The sequence below is a fragment of the Streptococcus sp. 959 genome (assembly GCF_013277075.1).
Classification (GTDB): Bacteria; Bacillota; Bacilli; order Lactobacillales; family Streptococcaceae; genus Streptococcus; species Streptococcus pseudopneumoniae_C.
Genome location: NZ_VMMF01000027.1, coordinates 46,320 through 63,530, shown reverse-complemented (window position 1 = coordinate 63,530; position 17,211 = coordinate 46,320). Strand labels below are relative to the sequence as shown.

Sequence of the window (17,211 nt, the reverse complement as noted above, 5' to 3'; positions counted from 1 at the left end):
GACTATTATAAAATTCAAATATGAAATGTTTATGAAATGCAAAAAAAGAGCAAAAATTTTTTTGCTCTGCTTGAATTAGATGAAAACAAAAGAGCTAGCCTAAGCTAACCCTTATCCTATGCGGAGAGAGGGACTTGAACCCTCACGACCTAAAGCGGTCACAGGATCCTTAGTCCTGCGCGTCTGCCAATTCCGCCATCCCCGCGTCGATTACTTTACTAGTATATCAACTTTTAGGACTCTTGTCAACACTTTTTTCAAAATTTTTTCACTTCATCAACTAAATTACTCTGAAAGTTCATTTAGCTTTTCATCTACTAACTTAGCTCCAAGTGTATTTTTGAAATGGCCTAGGGCAAATTGATGATTTTCAGGCCAGATAGAAGCAACAGCTGGTTGAACAATCTCGATGTCATATCCTAGATTATAGGCATCTATAGCTGTATGCAGAACACAGATATCCGTCAAGACTCCAGTTAAAATCACTGTAGAAATTCGACGCTCTCTCAAACGGATATCCAGGTCAGTCCCTGAAAAAGCTGAGTAATGGCGTTTATCCATCCAAAAGACACGACTGTCTGAACCATGCTCTTGATAAAAGGTCCCCAAATCTCCGTATAAATTGCGTCCACTAGTCCCAATCAAATTGTGAGGAGGAAATAGCTTGCTTTCTGGATGGAAACAATCGTTTTCTTCATGAGCATCAATGGTAAAGAAGATGTAATCTCCTCGTTCAAAAGCTAATCGAGTCACCTTACTAATGGCTTCCGAAATAGCTTGAGCTGGGGCACCTGCTGTCAATTTACCACTGTCGGCAACAAAATCTTCTGTATAATCAATCGAAATCAAAGCTTTAGTCATTAGTAATCTCTTTTCTTCACTTCTTCAAAAATATCTGAAATCAAGACCTTAAGGTAGGTTCCCTTCATTCCAAGTGAGCGACTTTCAATAATTCCCGCAGACTCAAGTTTACGAAGAGCATTGACAATCACAGAACGGGTAATACCGATACGGTCTGCAATCACAGACGCAGTCAACTGCCCTTCATTTCCATTTAATTCCCCTAAAATCGCTGAAACAGCACGGAGTTCTGAATAAGAAAGAGTGTTGACTGCCATGGTGACGGCAGTACGGCGACGGATATTTTTCTCATCTTCTTCTCGTTGGAAGTTAAGAAGCTGAATCCCAACAACGGTACTGGCAATCTCAACAAGGATCAAGTCCTCATCTTCGAATTTTTTATCATTGCGCCAAATAATCAAAGAGCCCAAGCGAATTCCTGATACATGAATCGGTGCAATGGTTGTCAAGCCATCTGGAAAATCGGCACGACTTTCCACAGGGAAAATACTTAAATCATGATCCACTGTCAGATTGGCTTCTGTATCATAGATCATGTTCGCACCTTGAATGTAGTCATCCGGAAAAATTTTAGTTTGGAAAAATTGCTCTACGCGATCTGTATTGGTTTTATAACGCATAAAATAGCCAAGGAGACGCCCCTTGCTGTTAACAATACAAGCATTACAATCAATAATATCAGCAAGCTGACGTGTAATCGCATTGTAAGGAAGTTCTTCCTGCAACTGCTCCTCCGAGCGCTTCAGGATAGAAGTAATTTTTCTAGTTTTTTCTAATAAATGTGCCATTTTTCACCTCGAATTTAATCGCTACCATTATAACATAAAAAGCTTGAATTTTCAATTATTATCTGAAAATTGCTTATTTAATTGCAATTTAGACTAGCTGAAATATTTTAGAAAAATAGATTTTTATCATTGACAAGCTAATTTGTTTTTGATATTATATTATCATAAGAAGATGACTGGATAATACCTTTCCATTTCACCTATCCTTTGCTATCACCATCTTCTTTTACCCTCGGTCTCCTTATATAAAAAAGCGATTCATTTTGAACCGCTTTTTCTTATTTATCGCCCTTGTTACGAATAACAAAGCCTGTTTTCTTTTCGCTTGAAGTAGTGCGTGGTTTTTTATTATCCTTACGGTAACGTTTTTCCTTATCATAACGATCATTTCCACGACTTCCTTTTTTGAAATCATCACGACGACCATTGCCACGGCGTTCGCGATCACGACGGTCATCTCCACGACGACCTCCCTTAGCTTTACCACCGAAGCCATTACCTGATGGTTTAAATGGCAATGGTTTCTCACGCGCAATTTCAACTTCTGGAAGACTATCTGGATCCTGAACAGTTAAGCTTAGGATATACATTGCCAATTCTTCTGGACTGAATTCAGCTGCCAATTTACGGGCATCTTTTGCGAATTTATCAAAGTTCCCACGAACAGTTTCATCGGCAAAGTCACGTTCAATTTTCTTAAGTGCAACATGCTTTTTAGCTTGGAAAGCTTCTTCTGCTGTCGCTGGTTTCAACCCCTTCATGCGTTTTTTAGTCAAGTTTTCGATGATTTGAAGGTAGCCCATCTCATTTGGTGCTACGAAAGTAATCGATTGACCTGACTTACCAGCACGACCTGTACGACCGATACGGTGAACATAGCTTTCAGGATCTTGGGGAATATCGTAGTTATAGACATGGGTCACACCTGAAATATCCAAACCACGCGCTGCCACGTCTGTCGCAACCAAAACATCAAGGTTCCCGTTTTTAAAGTCACGAAGGACACGAAGACGTTTGTTTTGGTCTAGGTCTCCATGAATTCCTTCTGCACGGAAGCCACGGATTTTCAGACCACGAGTCAATTCATCTACACGGCGTTTGGTACGACCAAATACAATAGCAAGTTCTGGTTGTTCCACATCCATGAGACGTGTCATGGTATCAAATTTTTCTTGTTCTTTAACACGGATATAGTACTGGTCAACCAATTCTGTCGTCAATTCCTTGGCAGCAATCTTGACATGCTCAGGTTCTTTCATAAACTGAACACCGATACGTTTGATAGCATCTGGCATAGTTGCTGAGAAAAGTAAGGTTTGACGGCTTTCAGGGACACGAGAAATAATAGCTTCGATGTCTTCAAGGAAGCCCATGTTGAGCATTTCATCCGCTTCGTCAAGGATGAGCGTTTCAATATCTTGTAATTTCAAGGCTTTGCGTTTAATCAAGTCCAAAAGGCGACCAGGTGTTCCCACCACGATATGGGCACCAGATTTAAGAGCCTTAATTTGTTTTTCAATGCTTGATCCACCATATACTGAGCGGACTTTCACTCCCTTACTACGACCAAAGCGGAACAATTCCTCTTGACTTTGGACAGCGAGTTCACGAGTTGGAGCGATGACCAAGGCTTGGATCGTTGCTTCTTCTGTACGAATTTTTTCAAGGGTTGGCAAGCCAAAGGCTGCAGTTTTCCCTGTACCAGTCTGTGCTTGACCGATAACGTCCTTACCTTCAAGTGCCAAAGGAATGGTTTGCTCTTGGATCGGACTAGCTTCTACAAAACCAGCTTTTTCAATCTCTGCTAGCAATTCAGCAGACAAGTTTAATTCATTAAATTTCACGTTATTCTTCTTTCTAAAGGTGGTGCGAAGCCACCCTATAGGGCTTAGTTTATACTTTTCTTTTTATGACGTATTTTCATATACTGGATATAAAATCGTGTTGCTTCTTTTCCACAAAAGAAAAGTACTGTTTTCTTTGCAACCTATCTAGTATAACACAAGAGAGAAGCAAAAGATAGCCTAATCCTTCGATAATGTCATGTAAACGATTTTCTGAGAAAATAAGGCTAAAATTTCAACAATTTCATTAACTTTTTTAAAACGTAGCAGAATTGTGCAAAAGTTTTTTTCTTGTGCTAGAATGAAATGCGAATAGGAGGAACTCTAAATGTTAACTTATGATTTAATCGTTATCGGATTTGGTAAAGCTGGTAAAACACTAGCTGGTAAATTGGCTTCAGCTGGCAAAAAAGTTGCCCTCGTTGAACGTAGCAAAGCAATGTACGGTGGAACTTGTATCAACATTGGTTGTATCCCAACTAAAACTTTGCTAGTTGCTGCTGAGAAAGACTTGTCTTTTGAAGAAGTGATTGCTACCAAAAACACGATCACTGGTCGCCTCAACGGTAAAAACTATGCGACTGTTGCTGGTACAGGCGTGGATATCTTTGATGCGGAAGCTCACTTCCTTTCAAATAAAGTCATCGAAATCCAAGCTGGTGATGAAAAACAAGAATTGACTGCTGAAACTATCGTCATCAACACTGGTGCTGTTTCAAACGTCTTGCCAATTCCAGGACTTGCTACAAGCAAAAATGTCTTTGACTCAACAGGTATCCAAAACTTGGACAAATTGCCTGAAAAACTTGGTGTCCTTGGTGGCGGAAATATCGGTCTTGAATTTGCTGGTCTTTACAATAAACTTGGAAGCAAGGTCACAGTTCTAGATGCCTTGGATACTTTCCTACCTCGTGCAGAACCTTCCATCGCAGCTCTTGCTAAGCAATATATGGAAGAAGACGGTATTGAATTACTTCAAAATATCCGCACTACTGAAATCAAAAACGATGGTGACCAAGTGCTCCTCGTAACTGAAAACGAAACGTACCGTTTCGACGCCCTTCTCTACGCAACTGGACGCAAACCAAATGTAGAACCACTTCAACTTGAAAATACAGATATTGAACTAACTGAACGTGGTGCTATTAAAGTAGACAAACATTGTCAAACAAACGTTCCTGGTGTCTTTGCAGTTGGGGATGTCAACGGTGGACTTCAATTTACTTACATTTCACTTGATGACTTCCGTGTTGTTTACAGCTACCTTGCTGGAGATGGCAGCTACACACTTGAAGACCGTCTCAATGTACCAAACACTATGTTCATCACACCTGCACTTTCACAAGTTGGTTTGACTGAAAGCCAAGCGGCTGATTTGAAACTTCCATACGCTGTTAAGGAAATTCCAGTTGCAGCAATGCCTCGTGGTCACGTAAACGGAGACCTTCGCGGAGCTTTCAAAGCTGTTGTTAATACTGAAACAAAAGAAATTCTTGGAGCAAGCATCTTCTCAGAAGGTTCTCAAGAAATCATCAACATCATTACTGTTGCTATGGACAACAAGATTCCTTACACTTACTTCACAAAACAAATCTTCACTCACCCAACCTTGGCTGAAAACTTGAATGACTTGTTTGCGATTTAAGTTGAGATTTAATCATATCGAACAGCCCTCTTTGGGCTGTTTTTACTTCTGCGGAATCTCATACTCTTCAAAAATCAAATTCAAACTACGTCAGCTTCACCTTGCCGTATATATGTTACTGACTTCGTCAGTTCTATCTACAACCTCAAAGCAGTACTTTGAGCAACCTACGACTAGCTTCCTCGTTTGCTCTTTGATTTTCATTGAGTAGCAAATCTGTCTTTTCCCTCTTTTATGATATAATAGAAACATGAACTTAAAAACTACTTTGGGCCTCCTTGCTGGGCGTTCTTCCCACTTCGTTTTAAGCCGTCTTGGCCGTGGAAGTACGCTCCCAGGAAAACTTGCCCTTCAATTTGATAAAGATATTTTACAAAATCTAGCTAAGAACTACGAGATTGTCGTGGTCACTGGAACCAATGGAAAAACCTTGACAACTGCCCTTACTGTCGGCATTTTACAAGAAGTTTATGGTCAAGTTCTGACCAACCCAAGCGGTGCAAACATGATCACAGGAATTGCGACAACCTTCCTAACAGCCAAATCTTCTAAAACTGGTAAAAATATTGCCGTTCTAGAAATCGACGAAGCCAGTCTATCTCGTATCTGTGACTATATCCAACCAAGCTTATTTGTTATCACCAATATCTTCCGTGACCAGATGGACCGCTATGGTGAGATTTACACAACTTACAAGATGATTTTGGATGCCATTCGTAAGGTGCCTACAGCTACTGTTCTCCTCAATGGTGACAGTCCGCTTTTCTACAAGCCAGCTATTCCAAATCCTGTTCAGTATTTTGGTTTTGACTTGGAAAAAGGACCAGCCAAACTGGCTCACTACAATACCGAAGGTATTCTCTGTCCTGACTGTCAAAGCATCCTCAAATATGAGCACAATACCTATGCAAACTTGGGTGCCTATATCTGTGAAGGCTGCGGATGTAAACGTCCTGATCTGGACTATCGCTTGACAGAACTAGTTGAGTTGACCAACAATCGCTCTCGCTTTGTCATTGACGGACAAGAATACGGTATTCAAATCGGTGGTCTCTACAATATCTACAACGCCCTTGCTGCGGTTGCTATCGCCCGTTTCCTCGGTGCCGATTCGCAACTAATCAAGCAGGGATTTGACAAGAGCCGTGCCGTCTTTGGTCGTCAGGAAACCTTCCATATCGGCGATAAAGAATGTACCCTTGTCTTGATTAAAAATCCAGTCGGTGCGACCCAAGCTATCGAAATGATTAAACTAGCGCCTTATCCATTTAGCCTATCTGTTCTCCTTAATGCCAACTATGCGGACGGAATTGATACTAGCTGGATTTGGGATGCTGACTTTGAACAAATCACTGACATGGACATTCCCGAAATCAACGCTGGCGGTGTTCGTCATTCTGAAATTGCACGTCGCCTTCGAGTGACTGGCTATCCAGCTGAGAAAATCACTGAAACAAGCAATCTGGAACAAGTTCTCAAGACCATTGAGAATCAAGATTGCAAGCATGCCTATATCCTGGCTACCTATACTGCTATGCTAGAATTCCGCGAACTGCTGGCTAGTCGTCAGATTGTTAGAAAGGAGATGAACTAATGGTTTATACTTCACTTTCCTCAAAAGCTGGCAATTACCACTATCAACTCAACATTGCCCACCTCTACGGTAACCTCATGAATACCTATGGGGACAATGGAAACATCCTCATGCTCAAGTATGTGGCTGAAAAATTGGGGGCCCATGTGACGGTTGACATCGTTTCTCTCCATGATGACTTTGATGAAAAGCACTATGATATCGCCTTTTTCGGCGGTGGTCAAGACTTTGAACAAAGTATCATTGCAGACGACCTACCTGCTAAAAAAGAGAGCATTGACAACTACATCCAAAACGACGGTGTGGTTCTGGCTATCTGTGGTGGTTTTCAACTATTGGGCCAATATTATATTGAAGCTTCAGGTAAACGTATCGAAGGGCTCGGTGTCATGGGCCACTACACCCTCAACCAGACCAATAACCGCTTTATCGGTGACATCAAGATTCACAATGAAGATTTCGATGAAACCTACTATGGATTTGAAAATCATCAGGGACGTACCTTCCTCTCAGATGACCAAAAACCGCTGGGACAGGTTGTCTATGGAAATGGAAATAACGAAGAAAAGGTCGGCGAAGGGGTTCATTATAAGAATGTCTTTGGTTCCTACTTCCACGGACCTATTCTCTCTCGTAATGCTAATCTAGCTTATCGCCTAGTCACTACTGCCCTCAAGAAGAAATATGGTCAGGATATCCAACTCCCTGCCTATGAGGACATTCTCAGCCAAGAAATCGCTGAGGAATACAGCGACGTCAAAAGCAAAGCTGACTTTTCTTAAACAAAGGAAAATGATATCAAAGAACTCTGTTATCTTGTCGGAGTTCTTTTTGTCTGTTCTTTTACCCTTCTCCCTTGCATTTTCTCTCTTTTTTTGCCAAAATAGAGGGGTAGAAAGAAGGTAGCATATGTCTAAATTACAACAAATCGTAACATATCTTGAATCAGAAAAACTAGACGTCGCTGTCGTATCTGACCCCGTCACAATCAATTACCTCACTGGCTTTTACAGTGATCCCCATGAACGCCAAATGTTCCTTTTTGTCCTAGCAGATCAGGAACCTCTCCTCTTTGTCCCAGCCCTCGAGGTTGAGCGTGCAAGTAGCACCGTTTCCTTCCCAGTTGTGGGCTATGTGGATTCTGAAAATCCATGGCAAAAAATGAAACATGCTCTTCCACAACTTGACTTCAAACGTGTCGCTGTTGAGTTTGACAATCTTATCTTGACCAAATACCATGGCTTGAAAACAGTCTTTGAGACTGCTGAGTTTGAAAACCTCACTCCTCGTATCCAACGCATGCGCCTCATCAAATCAGCTGACGAAGTGCAAAAAATGATGGTTGCAGGTCTCTATGCGGACAAGGCTGTCAATGTTGGTTTTGACAATATTTCTCTTGATAAGACTGAGACAGATATCATCGCCCAAATCGACTTTGCTATGAAACGTGAAGGCTATGAAATGAGCTTTGATACCATGGTCTTGACTGGCGATAATGCTGCAAATCCGCACGGCATTCCAGCAGCTAATAAGGTTGAAAATGACGCTCTTCTCCTCTTTGACCTTGGTGTTCTAGTAAACGGTTACGCATCAGACATGACTCGTACAGTCGCTGTCGGTAAACCAGACCAATTCAAGAAAGACATTTACAACTTGACTCTTGAAGCCCAACAAGCTGCTCTTGACTTTATCAAGCCAGGTGTGACTGCCCATGAAGTGGACCGCGCTGCCCGTGAAGTCATCGAAAAAGCTGGTTACGGCGAATACTTCAACCACCGTCTCGGTCATGGTATCGGTATGGATGTCCACGAATTCCCATCTATCATGGAAGGAAACGATATGGTCATCGAAGAAGGCATGTGCTTCTCTGTTGAACCAGGTATCTATATTCCTGGTAAAGTCGGTGTCCGTATCGAAGACTGCGGTGTTGTTACCAAGGATGGCTTTGACCTCTTTACAAGCACCAGCAAAGACTTGCTTTATTTTGATTAATATTCTTCGAAAATCTTCCCACAATAAAAACGCATAGTATCAAGTTTTTTCAACACCTGATACTATGCATTTTTCTTATTTTTAGGACTTTTGACTCAGCCTCTTTATACTGGAAGCTAGCCGCAGGTTGCTCAAAACACTGTTTTGAGGTTGTAGATAAGACTGATGAAGTCAGCTCAAAACACTGTTTTGAGGTTGTGGATAGAACTGACGAAGTCAGTAACCATATCTACGGCAAGGTGAAGCTGACGTGGTTTGAAGAGATTTTCGAAGAGTGTTACTTAATCTTCTTAATACTTTGACTAAGGATAAATCCTACAATCATCCCTACAATATTTTGCATGAAATTTGGTAGGATTTCTGGTAGAGCTGCTGCCCAGCCATTCATCAAAGTTGAACCCAAGGCGTAGCCCCCTACCATAGCAATAGTTGCCAAAATAAGGCCTAGCCACTGAGTCTTGCCTTTAAATCCTGCGAAAAATCCTTGCAAGCCATGGTTGATCAAGCTAAAGAACATCCATTGAGGGTAGCCTGATAAGAGGTCAATCAAGAAACCTGCTAGTCCTCCGACTACAGCCCCTTCACGACTACCAAAGTAAAAGGCCGCAAAGAAGACACCCGCATCTAAAAGAGTTAAAATACCTGTCGGTGTTGGAATTTTTAAGAAATAACCTAGAACCACAGAAAGGGCGGTTAAGAGGGATACAAGGGCGATTTTAGTTGTTTTGGTTTGCTTCATATTGTCTTACTCCATATTGATCTGCTTGTGCAATGGCACGATAAACGAAAGCTTTTGAATTTTCTACTGCTGGTAAAAGTTCATCACCTTTAACCAAGTGACTGGCAATACTTGAGGCAAAGGTACAACCTGCACCAGCATTTTGGCCTTGGATGACAGGATTTTCTAGGACTGTAAAGGTTTGTCCGTCATAAAAGACATCTACAGCCTTGTCCTGACTAAGGCGATTGCCTCCCTTGATAATGACTGCTGGCGCTCCTAATTCATGCAATTTCTGCGCTGCAACTTTCATGTCTTCCAAGGTTTTGATTTCCTGACCAGCTAATAATTCTGCTTCAGGAAGATTAGGCGTAATCACACTGACATGAGGGAAAAAGCGAATCAACTCTTGGCAGAGTTCACTGACAGCCACGTCGTGCGTTTCCTTGCAGACCAAGACAGGGTCCAATACCACAGGCACACCTGGGCGCTGCTTGATAAAGTCCAATGCCTTCTCAGCCACACTAACAGTAGGGAGAAGACCGATTTTAATCCCTGCAAACTCCACATTACGTAAACTATCCAATTCATGTTGAAAAATGGCATCGTCAGTTGGGAAGACTTCAAAACCTTTTCCCGTCAAGGCTGTCAAACAAGTCACTGCTACAAAGCCATGCAAGCCGTTCAAAGTATAGGTAGCCAAATCTGCTGATAAACCACCACCACTAAAAATATCATTTCCTGAAAGTGCTAAAATACGATTATTCTTCATAACGAATCTCCTTTAAATACAAGCCATTCGGTGCTGCCGTTGGACCTGCTAACTGCCTGTCCTTCTTCTCTAAAATCAAGTCAATCTGCTCTACTGGCATACGATTATTGCCGATTTTGAGCAGTGTCCCCACCATATTGCGAATCTGTTTATACAAGAAACCATTTCCTGAAAAGGTGAAGGTCAAAAATTGTCCTGTCTCATCACCCCTGAGACTAGCTTCTGTAATGGTGCGAACCTTATCCTCCACACTGGTTCCAGAAGCTGTAAAGCCTGTGAAATCGTGGGTGCCCTCTAGCTTTTTGACTGCCTCCTGCATCCGCTCCACATCAAGCGGATAAGGAAAGTGAGTAGCATAGTGACGGCGCATAGGATTCTTAGGACGGCCCCTATCCACAATAAACTCATAGGTCTTACTGTGCTTGGCATAACGGCAATGAAAATCATCCGCCACAAGCTCAATTGAAATCACATCAATATCTTCAGGGGACTGGGTATCCAAGGCAAAACGAAGTTTCTCCTCATCCATTTGATAGGGCAAGTCAAAATGAATCACCTGTCCCAAAGCATGAACCCCACTATCAGTCCTACCGGCACCATGAACGATAATGGCTTGTCCCTTATTCAATCTAGTCAAGGTTTTTTCAATTTCTTCCTGAACGCTACGCGCATGGGGCTGGCGTTGAAAACCAGCAAAGGCGTAACCGTCATAGGAAATAGTTGCTTTGTATCTTGTCATAACTTCTATTTTATCAAGAAAATAATCTGTAGACAAGGTTCTAAAATAAATATTGTCTGGGTACAAAAATCCGAAAAGAAAAAACTTAGGAAACCAATCCTAAGCTCTCTTTTGAAGTAGGTACATGACAAAGATAGAGGTTACAATTAACCAAGATCCTAAGATAGCAAAGACCAACATCCCATTTTGTGTTAGCAAGCCAATTGCACCTAGAACAAATGGGGTCGTAAAGGCTCCGAAACTACAACCTAATACAGCAAATGAGGTTGCTTGATTGAGGAGTCTAGCTGGAATTCTTTCAGAGACAAGTTGAAAAACCGTCGTCAAGGCTACACTATAAGCAAAACCAGCCAGAATGCTTCCTGCCACCACCACCCACAAGGATGGAGATAAGGCAATCACAATTTGCCCTAAGCCAAAAGTAATTCCAGACCAGAGGAGCAACTTTTCTTTAAAGATAGAAATCAAGAAAGAAAAACTCACCCCAGCCACAATCCCGATTAACTGCATGACACTGAGAACAAAACTAGATAACTGGGCATCTCCAAGTCCTCTTTCCACCATCAAACTTGGAATACGAATCGTAATAGCCGTATTGGTACAAACTACCACTGCCGCTTCTATAGCTAGGATAAAAATCAAGCCTTTCATTTCCCGAGTTAAGCGACTTGCTTCCTTCTCCTTTTTCTTGACTTCTTTCTTTTCCTTTCCATAAGGTACAAAGAGCAGATAAAGGGTCAGCACCAAAAATCCAGCACTATAGGCTAGGAAGGTAGCTGTCCAACCAAAGGCCAACAACTGGCCAACTGCCAAGGTAATGAGAGAAGCTCCAACGACTTCTGCGGAACCGCGTAGCCCTAGCATCTGAATTCGCGTTTTCCCTTGATAACGCTCACTGATGATAGAAATAGCCTTGGCATTGATCATACCAACGCCCAAGCCAAAAAGAATCCGTGTTCCAAAAACAAAGGGGTAGGCTTGATACCAAAATGGAGCCGTTCCACTCAGTGATAAAATCAGCAAGCCCAAACTAATCTGTAATCGCTCAGGAAATATTTTTTCTAAGAAACCATTTAGTAGTAACATAATCATGATCCCAAAGGATGGCAAGCTCGCCAAGAGCTCAATTTGTTCCTTAGGATAACCTTGATAATAGTCAAACATGGCTGGCAGGGCACTCGAGATGGAAAAGGACGTAATCAAAACGAGGGAGAGAGCCAAAATACTGGCCCGTTCTAAAAATTGTTTCATGAAATCTCTTTCTATATTTTCTCTTAATATCTTTCTCTGTTGATAATTCTCAAGCAAGAAAAGAAGAAGTCTCATTCGTATATAGACTCCTTCTTAAACTCGAAAATGAATCCCTTGTGTCTTATACTCAATGAAAATCAAAGAGCAAACTAGGAAGCTAGCCGCAAGTTGCTCAAAACACTGTTTTGAGGTTGTGGATAGAACTGACGAAGTCAACTCAAAACATGTTTTTGAGGTTGCGGATAAAACTGACGAAGTCAGCTCAAAGCACTGCTTTGAGGTTGTAGATGAAACTGACGAAGTCAGTCACATATATACCCTAAGGCGAATCTGACGTTGTTTGAAGAGATTTTCGAAGAGTATTAGGATGACTTTCTCTTGATTTGCTTAATAAAGTAGAAGATAAATCCTGCCACCATATAGGCAACAAAGATAATCAGACACCACTTAAACACGACATCCCAACCCTTGTTCACATTCAAAAAGAAGTAAGGGAAGGGACTGACCTTAGAATTAGGAATGTCTAGTTTCAGTACCAAACCATTAAAAAGAGCAAAAATCATATACAGCAAGGGTAAAATCGTCCACACAACTGGATCCCAAATCTTGTATTGACCCTGTTTGTCAAAAAAGAGGGTATCCGCTAAAAACCAAAGGGGAACGATATAGTGGCAAAGGAAATTTTCTAGAGTATAAAAATTAGTCGCAATAGGCGCCAAGAGGAAATGGTAAATCACACAGGTAATCATGATACTCATGGTGACCCCACCTTTTAAACGCAGGAGACTTGGCCTTTGCCAATTTTCACCTAAACGGCTCATAACCTTTAGAAGATAGAGCGTAAAAATCGCTACTAAAAGATTTGACAGAACCGTATAATAGAGAAGCATCCCAAATCCACCATGCTTGGCGATTTCAAGATAAACTCCGGTAAAAGCCGCTAGAAACAAGAAGATACGGCTATAAAATACAAGTTTGTAGTGCTTTGACATGCTTAAATTTTCTTCACAAACTCTGATTTGAGCTTCATAGCACCGAAGCCATCAATTTTACAGTCGATATTGTGGTCACCTTCTACGATGCGGATATTTTTCACGCGCGTCCCTTGTTTCAAATCTTTTGGCGCACCTTTTACCTTCAAGTCCTTGATGAGAGTTACTGTATCACCGTCAGCCAATTTATTTCCGTTGGCATCGATAGCGACAAGACCTTCTTCTACATCTGCAACTTCAGCAGGATTCCACTCATGAGCACACTCTGGGCAAACCAGTAGGGCACCGTCTTCGTAGACATACTCTGAGTTACATTTTGGGCAATTTGGTAAGTTGTTCATAGTTTCTCCTTATCATCATTCACTATTCTTTGAAAATCAAAATTTCTCGAACAGCAACTATTATACCCTAAAATCAGCATTTTGACAAATTTAGAAAAAACCGATATCAATCTATCGGCTTTTCTACATCTACATTCTTTTTTCAGCTTCTGCTTTGATTTTTTCAACTACTTCTTGAATGTTCAAGCCAGTTGTATCAAGGTAGACAGCATCCTCTGCTTGTTTGAGAGGCGAAGTCTCACGATGACTATCCTTGTAGTCACGCGCAGCAATTTCCTCTTTTAAGGTTTCAAGATCTGTCTCAATTCCCTTGGCAATATTTTCCTTGTAACGGCGCTCTGCTCTTTCATCTACCGAAGCTACTAGGAAAATTTTCAATTCTGCTTGTGGCAATACAACCGTTCCAATATCGCGACCATCCATGACAATACCACCTTGCTGGGCGATTTCTTGTTGGAGAGAAACCAGTTTCTCACGAATTTCAGGAATTGCCGCAATAGCTGAAACATGATTGGTCACTTCATTTTCACGGATAGGATGGGTAATATCCACATCTCCTACAAAGACAAGCTGTTCTCCAGTTTCTGAACGTCCAAAACTGATTGGATGCTGGTCCAATAAGTCTAAGAGTTCTTCAACTTGTTCAACTCCTAATTGGTTCCTGAGAGCCATGTAAGTCGCTGCACGATACATAGCACCTGTATCTAGATAGGTGTATCCAAAATCCTTGGCAATAATCTTTGCGACCGTACTCTTACCGCTGGAAGCTGGACCGTCAATAGCAATTTGAATTGTTTTCATAGTAACTCCTATTTGATTTTGACAACATCACCTGGATTAGCAAACCAAGATCCTGTAGCCATGTGCCCAGGATTCAAAGCCTCTAACTGCGCAATCGAAATCCCAGCACGAGCGGCAATGGCTGCTTCTCCTTCTCCAGCCAAAACTTTTGTAGTTCCTTCTGGATCAGTTGGATGTTCTGAACTACTAGATGACTCTTCTACCTTTTCTTCTGAACCAGAAGATGCCTGCTCTGAACTACTAGAAGATGAAATCTGTACTACATTTGCATCAGAATCATGAAAATCTTTCAAGGCTGCTGTACGATTACTCCCACCCGATGACAGATAAATCAGAACAATAATCATCACAACTACAATCACAAAGAAAATACTTGCTAAAATAGTTAAGATACGATTCGCAATGACTCCCCCACCCTGTGATCTCGAACGACGGCCTGATCTTGCTTCTTCTTGATTTTCATAAATATCTTCTTGCCACGGTTCTTTTGCCATACCTTACTCCTTGTTTTTTTTCTACTTTCTTATTACAATATAAATATGAACATGAAAATCACACTTATACCCGAACGTTGCATCGCCTGTGGGCTGTGCCAAACTTATTCTGATTTATTTGATTACCACGATAATGGAATCGTGCGTTTTTACGATGATCCTGATCAACTAGAAAAAGAAATTTCTCCTAGTCAGGACGTCTTAGAGGCTGTTAAAAATTGCCCAACTCGCGCCCTGATTGGAAACCAGGAATCCTAAATCAATGGCGGTAATCCACTCCCTCTAGTTTAGCATATTTCCATGCAAAATTATAGTCTTTTCACTTTATTTTTTTCTGTAAAATCAGGAAGGTCGCTTTTTTCTTTGATAAGATAAAGTGGTCTTTTTTTAGTCTCTAGATAAATCTTACTGATGTACTTGCCGAGAATCCCAATGGTCAAGAGTTGAATGCCTCCCAGAAAGAGAATAACAGCCATCAGAGAGGTCCAACCTGATGTCGGATTGCCCAAAATGAGAGTTCGAACCACAACAAAAAAGGTCATCAGTAGAGAAATAAAACAAGATAGGAGACCTGCTACGAAGGCTATAATCAAGGGAAAATCTGAAAAATTAACAATCCCTTCAATGGAGTAGAAAAAGAGTTGCCTAAAACTCCAACTGGTCTTGCCAGCCTGCCTTTCGACATTAGGATAAGCCAAATAGTGGGTTTTAAAGCCGACCCAGGCAAAAAGTCCCTTCGAAAAACGATTGGACTCGGTCAAGCTTAAAATAGCATCTACTACAGACCGTCTCATCATGCGAAAATCACGGACACCTGAGGGCAGGGCTACTGGGCTAATTTTTTGCATAAGGCGGTAAAAGATATTAGCACAGAAACTACGAAAGAAGGGTTCTCCTTCTCGACTGGTTCTCCGTGTTCCAATACAGTCCAAGTCTGCATTTTGGTCTAGTAAGGTTTTCATCTCAAGCAGCATACTAGGAGGATCTTGGAGGTCTGCATCCATCACCACCACCAAATCTCCTGTCGCATATTGCAAACCTGCATAGAGGGCTGCTTCTTTGCCAAAATTTCGCGAGAAAGAAATATAATGAACTGCCGAATTTTGCTCCCGATAAGACTTTAAGAGTTCCAAGGTTCCATCATTTGATCCATCATCGACAAAGACATACTCTATTTCTGTTTCCAAATCTGGAAGTAAAGCTTCCAAAGCCTGATAAAAAAGAGGAAGTACTTCCTCTTCGTTTAAACAGGGGACAATGATTGACATCACCATCTTAGTCTTCAAATCCATTTGGATGCTTGCTTTGCCAACGCCATGCGTCTTCACACATTTGGGTGATACCAAGTTCTGCTTCCCAGCCCAGCTCTGCTTTAGCTTTTGCAGGATCTGAATAGCAGGCTGCGATATCCCCTGGGCGACGGTCTACGATGCGGTAAGGAATTGGACGTCCCACTGCTTTTTCCATATTTTGGATAATTTCAAGAACTGAGTAGCCTTTACCTGTTCCAAGGTTATAAACGTTTAGACCTGAACCTTTTTGGATTTTTTTCAGAGCTGCGACGTGACCTTTAGCCAAATCGACAACGTGGATATAGTCACGAACACCAGTTCCATCTTCCGTATCGTAATCGTCTCCAAACACTTGCACTTGCTCTAATTTCCCAACGGCTACTTGAGTTACATATGGCAAAAGGTTATTTGGAATACCGTTTGGATTTTCTCCCAAATCACCACTCTCATGGGCTCCGATTGGGTTAAAGTAACGAAGTAAGACCACATTCCATTCTGAGTCTGCCTTGTAGATATCTGTCAAAATTTCCTCTAGCATAAGCTTAGTACGGCCGTATGGATTGGTCACTGAAAGTGGGAAATCTTCCAAGATGGGTACTGTGTGCGGATCTCCGTAAACTGTCGCAGAAGAACTGAAAATGATGTTTTTACAGTTGTTTTCTTCCATTACCTTCAAAAGACTAACAGTCCCAGCAATATTGTTGTCATAGTAGGCAAGAGGAATACGGGTAGATTCACCGACAGCCTTCAAGCCAGCGAAGTGAATGACCCCTGTTGGTTCTTCTTGCTTGAAAATATCTCTGAGGGTATCTGTGTCTCGAATATCTGCCTCATAGAAAGGCACTTCAACTCCTGTAATTCTCTCAACAACTTCTAAACTTTTACGATTGCTGTTGACAAGGTTATCCACCACAACAACCTGATGACCTGCTTGGATTAACTCAATAACTGTGTGAGTTCCAATAAAACCTGCCCCACCCGTTACCAAAATCTTTTCTTGCATCTTCTTTCCTCGATTCTCGGATTATTTTTTCTTATTTTACCATTTTTGATAGGGAATGTCATTTGCCATCCTAGAGGGGAGACT

At 41.5% G+C, this 17,211-nt stretch carries 18 protein-coding genes and 1 tRNA gene; 5 read left to right on the top strand and 14 right to left on the bottom strand.

All coding sequences use genetic code 11. The annotated features are described in order from the left end of the window. Window positions 1-119: 119 nt before the first annotated feature. The 4 genes from HT717_RS08475 to HT717_RS08460 form a co-directional block, all read right to left on the bottom strand. Window positions 120-205: transfer RNA gene (locus tag HT717_RS08475), tRNA-Leu, on the bottom strand. Window positions 206-285: 80 nt separating this feature from the next. Next, on the bottom strand, window positions 286-861 hold the full coding sequence (locus HT717_RS08470) for an isochorismatase family cysteine hydrolase (protein WP_049539920.1): 576 nt from the start codon (window positions 859-861) through the stop codon (window positions 286-288). After that, a complete protein-coding gene (gene codY / locus HT717_RS08465) occupies window positions 861-1,649 on the bottom strand; it encodes a GTP-sensing pleiotropic transcriptional regulator CodY (RefSeq protein ID WP_000940738.1) in 789 nt (262 codons plus the stop codon). Before codY ends, HT717_RS08470 begins: the two co-directional genes overlap by 1 nt. Window positions 1,650-1,927: 278 nt before the next feature. After that, the gene (locus tag HT717_RS08460; protein WP_173305007.1) at window positions 1,928-3,493 is read right to left on the bottom strand and encodes a DEAD/DEAH box helicase; all 1,566 of its coding nucleotides are present in this window, start codon (window positions 3,491-3,493) and stop codon (window positions 1,928-1,930) included. Between the two features lie 328 nt (window positions 3,494-3,821). On the opposite strand from HT717_RS08460, the gene HT717_RS08455 reads away from it, so the two are divergent. The 4 genes from HT717_RS08455 (at window position 3,822) to HT717_RS08440 (ending at window position 8,724) form a co-directional block, all read left to right on the top strand. Beyond that, a complete protein-coding gene (locus tag HT717_RS08455) occupies window positions 3,822-5,138 on the top strand; it encodes an FAD-containing oxidoreductase (protein ID WP_173305005.1) in 1,317 nt (438 codons plus the stop codon). 250 nt (window positions 5,139-5,388) lie between these two features. Continuing rightward, on the top strand, window positions 5,389-6,732 hold the full coding sequence (gene murT, locus HT717_RS08450) for a lipid II isoglutaminyl synthase subunit MurT (protein ID WP_173305003.1): 1,344 nt from the start codon (window positions 5,389-5,391) through the stop codon (window positions 6,730-6,732). After that, on the top strand, window positions 6,732-7,514 hold the full coding sequence (gene gatD, locus HT717_RS08445) for a lipid II isoglutaminyl synthase subunit GatD (RefSeq protein WP_173305001.1): 783 nt from the start codon (window positions 6,732-6,734) through the stop codon (window positions 7,512-7,514). Before murT ends, gatD begins: the two co-directional genes overlap by 1 nt. A 127-nt stretch (window positions 7,515-7,641) precedes the next feature. Beyond that, the gene (locus HT717_RS08440) at window positions 7,642-8,724 is read left to right on the top strand and encodes a Xaa-Pro peptidase family protein (RefSeq protein ID WP_000040928.1); all 1,083 of its coding nucleotides are present in this window, start codon (window positions 7,642-7,644) and stop codon (window positions 8,722-8,724) included. Window positions 8,725-9,001: 277 nt separating this feature from the next. On the opposite strand, the gene HT717_RS08435 is transcribed toward HT717_RS08440, so the two are convergent. The 8 genes from HT717_RS08435 to HT717_RS08400 form a co-directional block, all read right to left on the bottom strand. Beyond that, window positions 9,002-9,463, bottom strand: a complete 462-nt coding sequence (locus tag HT717_RS08435) for an ECF transporter S component (RefSeq protein WP_049540781.1) — start codon at window positions 9,461-9,463, stop codon at window positions 9,002-9,004. Next, the gene (locus HT717_RS08430) at window positions 9,441-10,214 is read right to left on the bottom strand and encodes a bifunctional hydroxymethylpyrimidine kinase/phosphomethylpyrimidine kinase (protein WP_049540779.1); all 774 of its coding nucleotides are present in this window, start codon (window positions 10,212-10,214) and stop codon (window positions 9,441-9,443) included. The genes HT717_RS08435 and HT717_RS08430 overlap by 23 nt, the downstream gene beginning before the upstream one ends. Next, entirely contained in the window at window positions 10,204-10,953 is a 750-nt protein-coding gene (gene truA / locus HT717_RS08425; RefSeq protein WP_049540778.1) for a tRNA pseudouridine(38-40) synthase TruA, read from the bottom strand. The genes HT717_RS08430 and truA overlap by 11 nt, the downstream gene beginning before the upstream one ends. Before the next feature lie 99 nt (window positions 10,954-11,052). Further along, window positions 11,053-12,204, bottom strand: a complete 1,152-nt coding sequence (locus HT717_RS08420; protein WP_173304999.1) for an MFS transporter — start codon at window positions 12,202-12,204, stop codon at window positions 11,053-11,055. Window positions 12,205-12,566: 362 nt separating this feature from the next. Next, a complete protein-coding gene (locus tag HT717_RS08415; protein WP_084930454.1) occupies window positions 12,567-13,196 on the bottom strand; it encodes a Pr6Pr family membrane protein in 630 nt (209 codons plus the stop codon). Window positions 13,197-13,198: 2 nt separating this feature from the next. Further along, window positions 13,199-13,537 carry a zinc ribbon domain-containing protein YjdM gene (locus HT717_RS08410; RefSeq protein WP_001061584.1) on the bottom strand — a complete coding sequence of 113 codons (339 nt, stop codon included), beginning with the start codon at window positions 13,535-13,537 and terminating at the stop codon, window positions 13,199-13,201. Window positions 13,538-13,666: 129 nt separating this feature from the next. Next, the gene (gene cmk, locus HT717_RS08405) at window positions 13,667-14,338 is read right to left on the bottom strand and encodes a (d)CMP kinase (protein WP_049540772.1); all 672 of its coding nucleotides are present in this window, start codon (window positions 14,336-14,338) and stop codon (window positions 13,667-13,669) included. Window positions 14,339-14,346: 8 nt separating this feature from the next. After that, the gene (locus HT717_RS08400) at window positions 14,347-14,832 is read right to left on the bottom strand and encodes an SAG1386/EF1546 family surface-associated protein (protein WP_173304997.1); all 486 of its coding nucleotides are present in this window, start codon (window positions 14,830-14,832) and stop codon (window positions 14,347-14,349) included. 51 nt (window positions 14,833-14,883) lie between these two features. Here HT717_RS08400 and HT717_RS08395 point away from each other — a divergent pair, with 51 nt between their 5' ends. After that, window positions 14,884-15,090, top strand: a complete 207-nt coding sequence (locus tag HT717_RS08395) for a ferredoxin (RefSeq protein ID WP_171039317.1) — start codon at window positions 14,884-14,886, stop codon at window positions 15,088-15,090. 50 nt (window positions 15,091-15,140) lie between these two features. Here HT717_RS08395 and HT717_RS08390 read toward each other — a convergent pair whose 3' ends face one another. Both HT717_RS08390 and galE read right to left on the bottom strand, forming a co-directional pair. Then, window positions 15,141-16,106, bottom strand: a complete 966-nt coding sequence (locus HT717_RS08390) for a glycosyltransferase family 2 protein (protein ID WP_345890452.1) — start codon at window positions 16,104-16,106, stop codon at window positions 15,141-15,143. Between the two features lies 1 nt (window position 16,107). Then, the gene (galE, locus tag HT717_RS08385; RefSeq protein WP_024057477.1) at window positions 16,108-17,127 is read right to left on the bottom strand and encodes a UDP-glucose 4-epimerase GalE; all 1,020 of its coding nucleotides are present in this window, start codon (window positions 17,125-17,127) and stop codon (window positions 16,108-16,110) included. Between the last annotated feature and the right edge of the window lie 84 nt (window positions 17,128-17,211).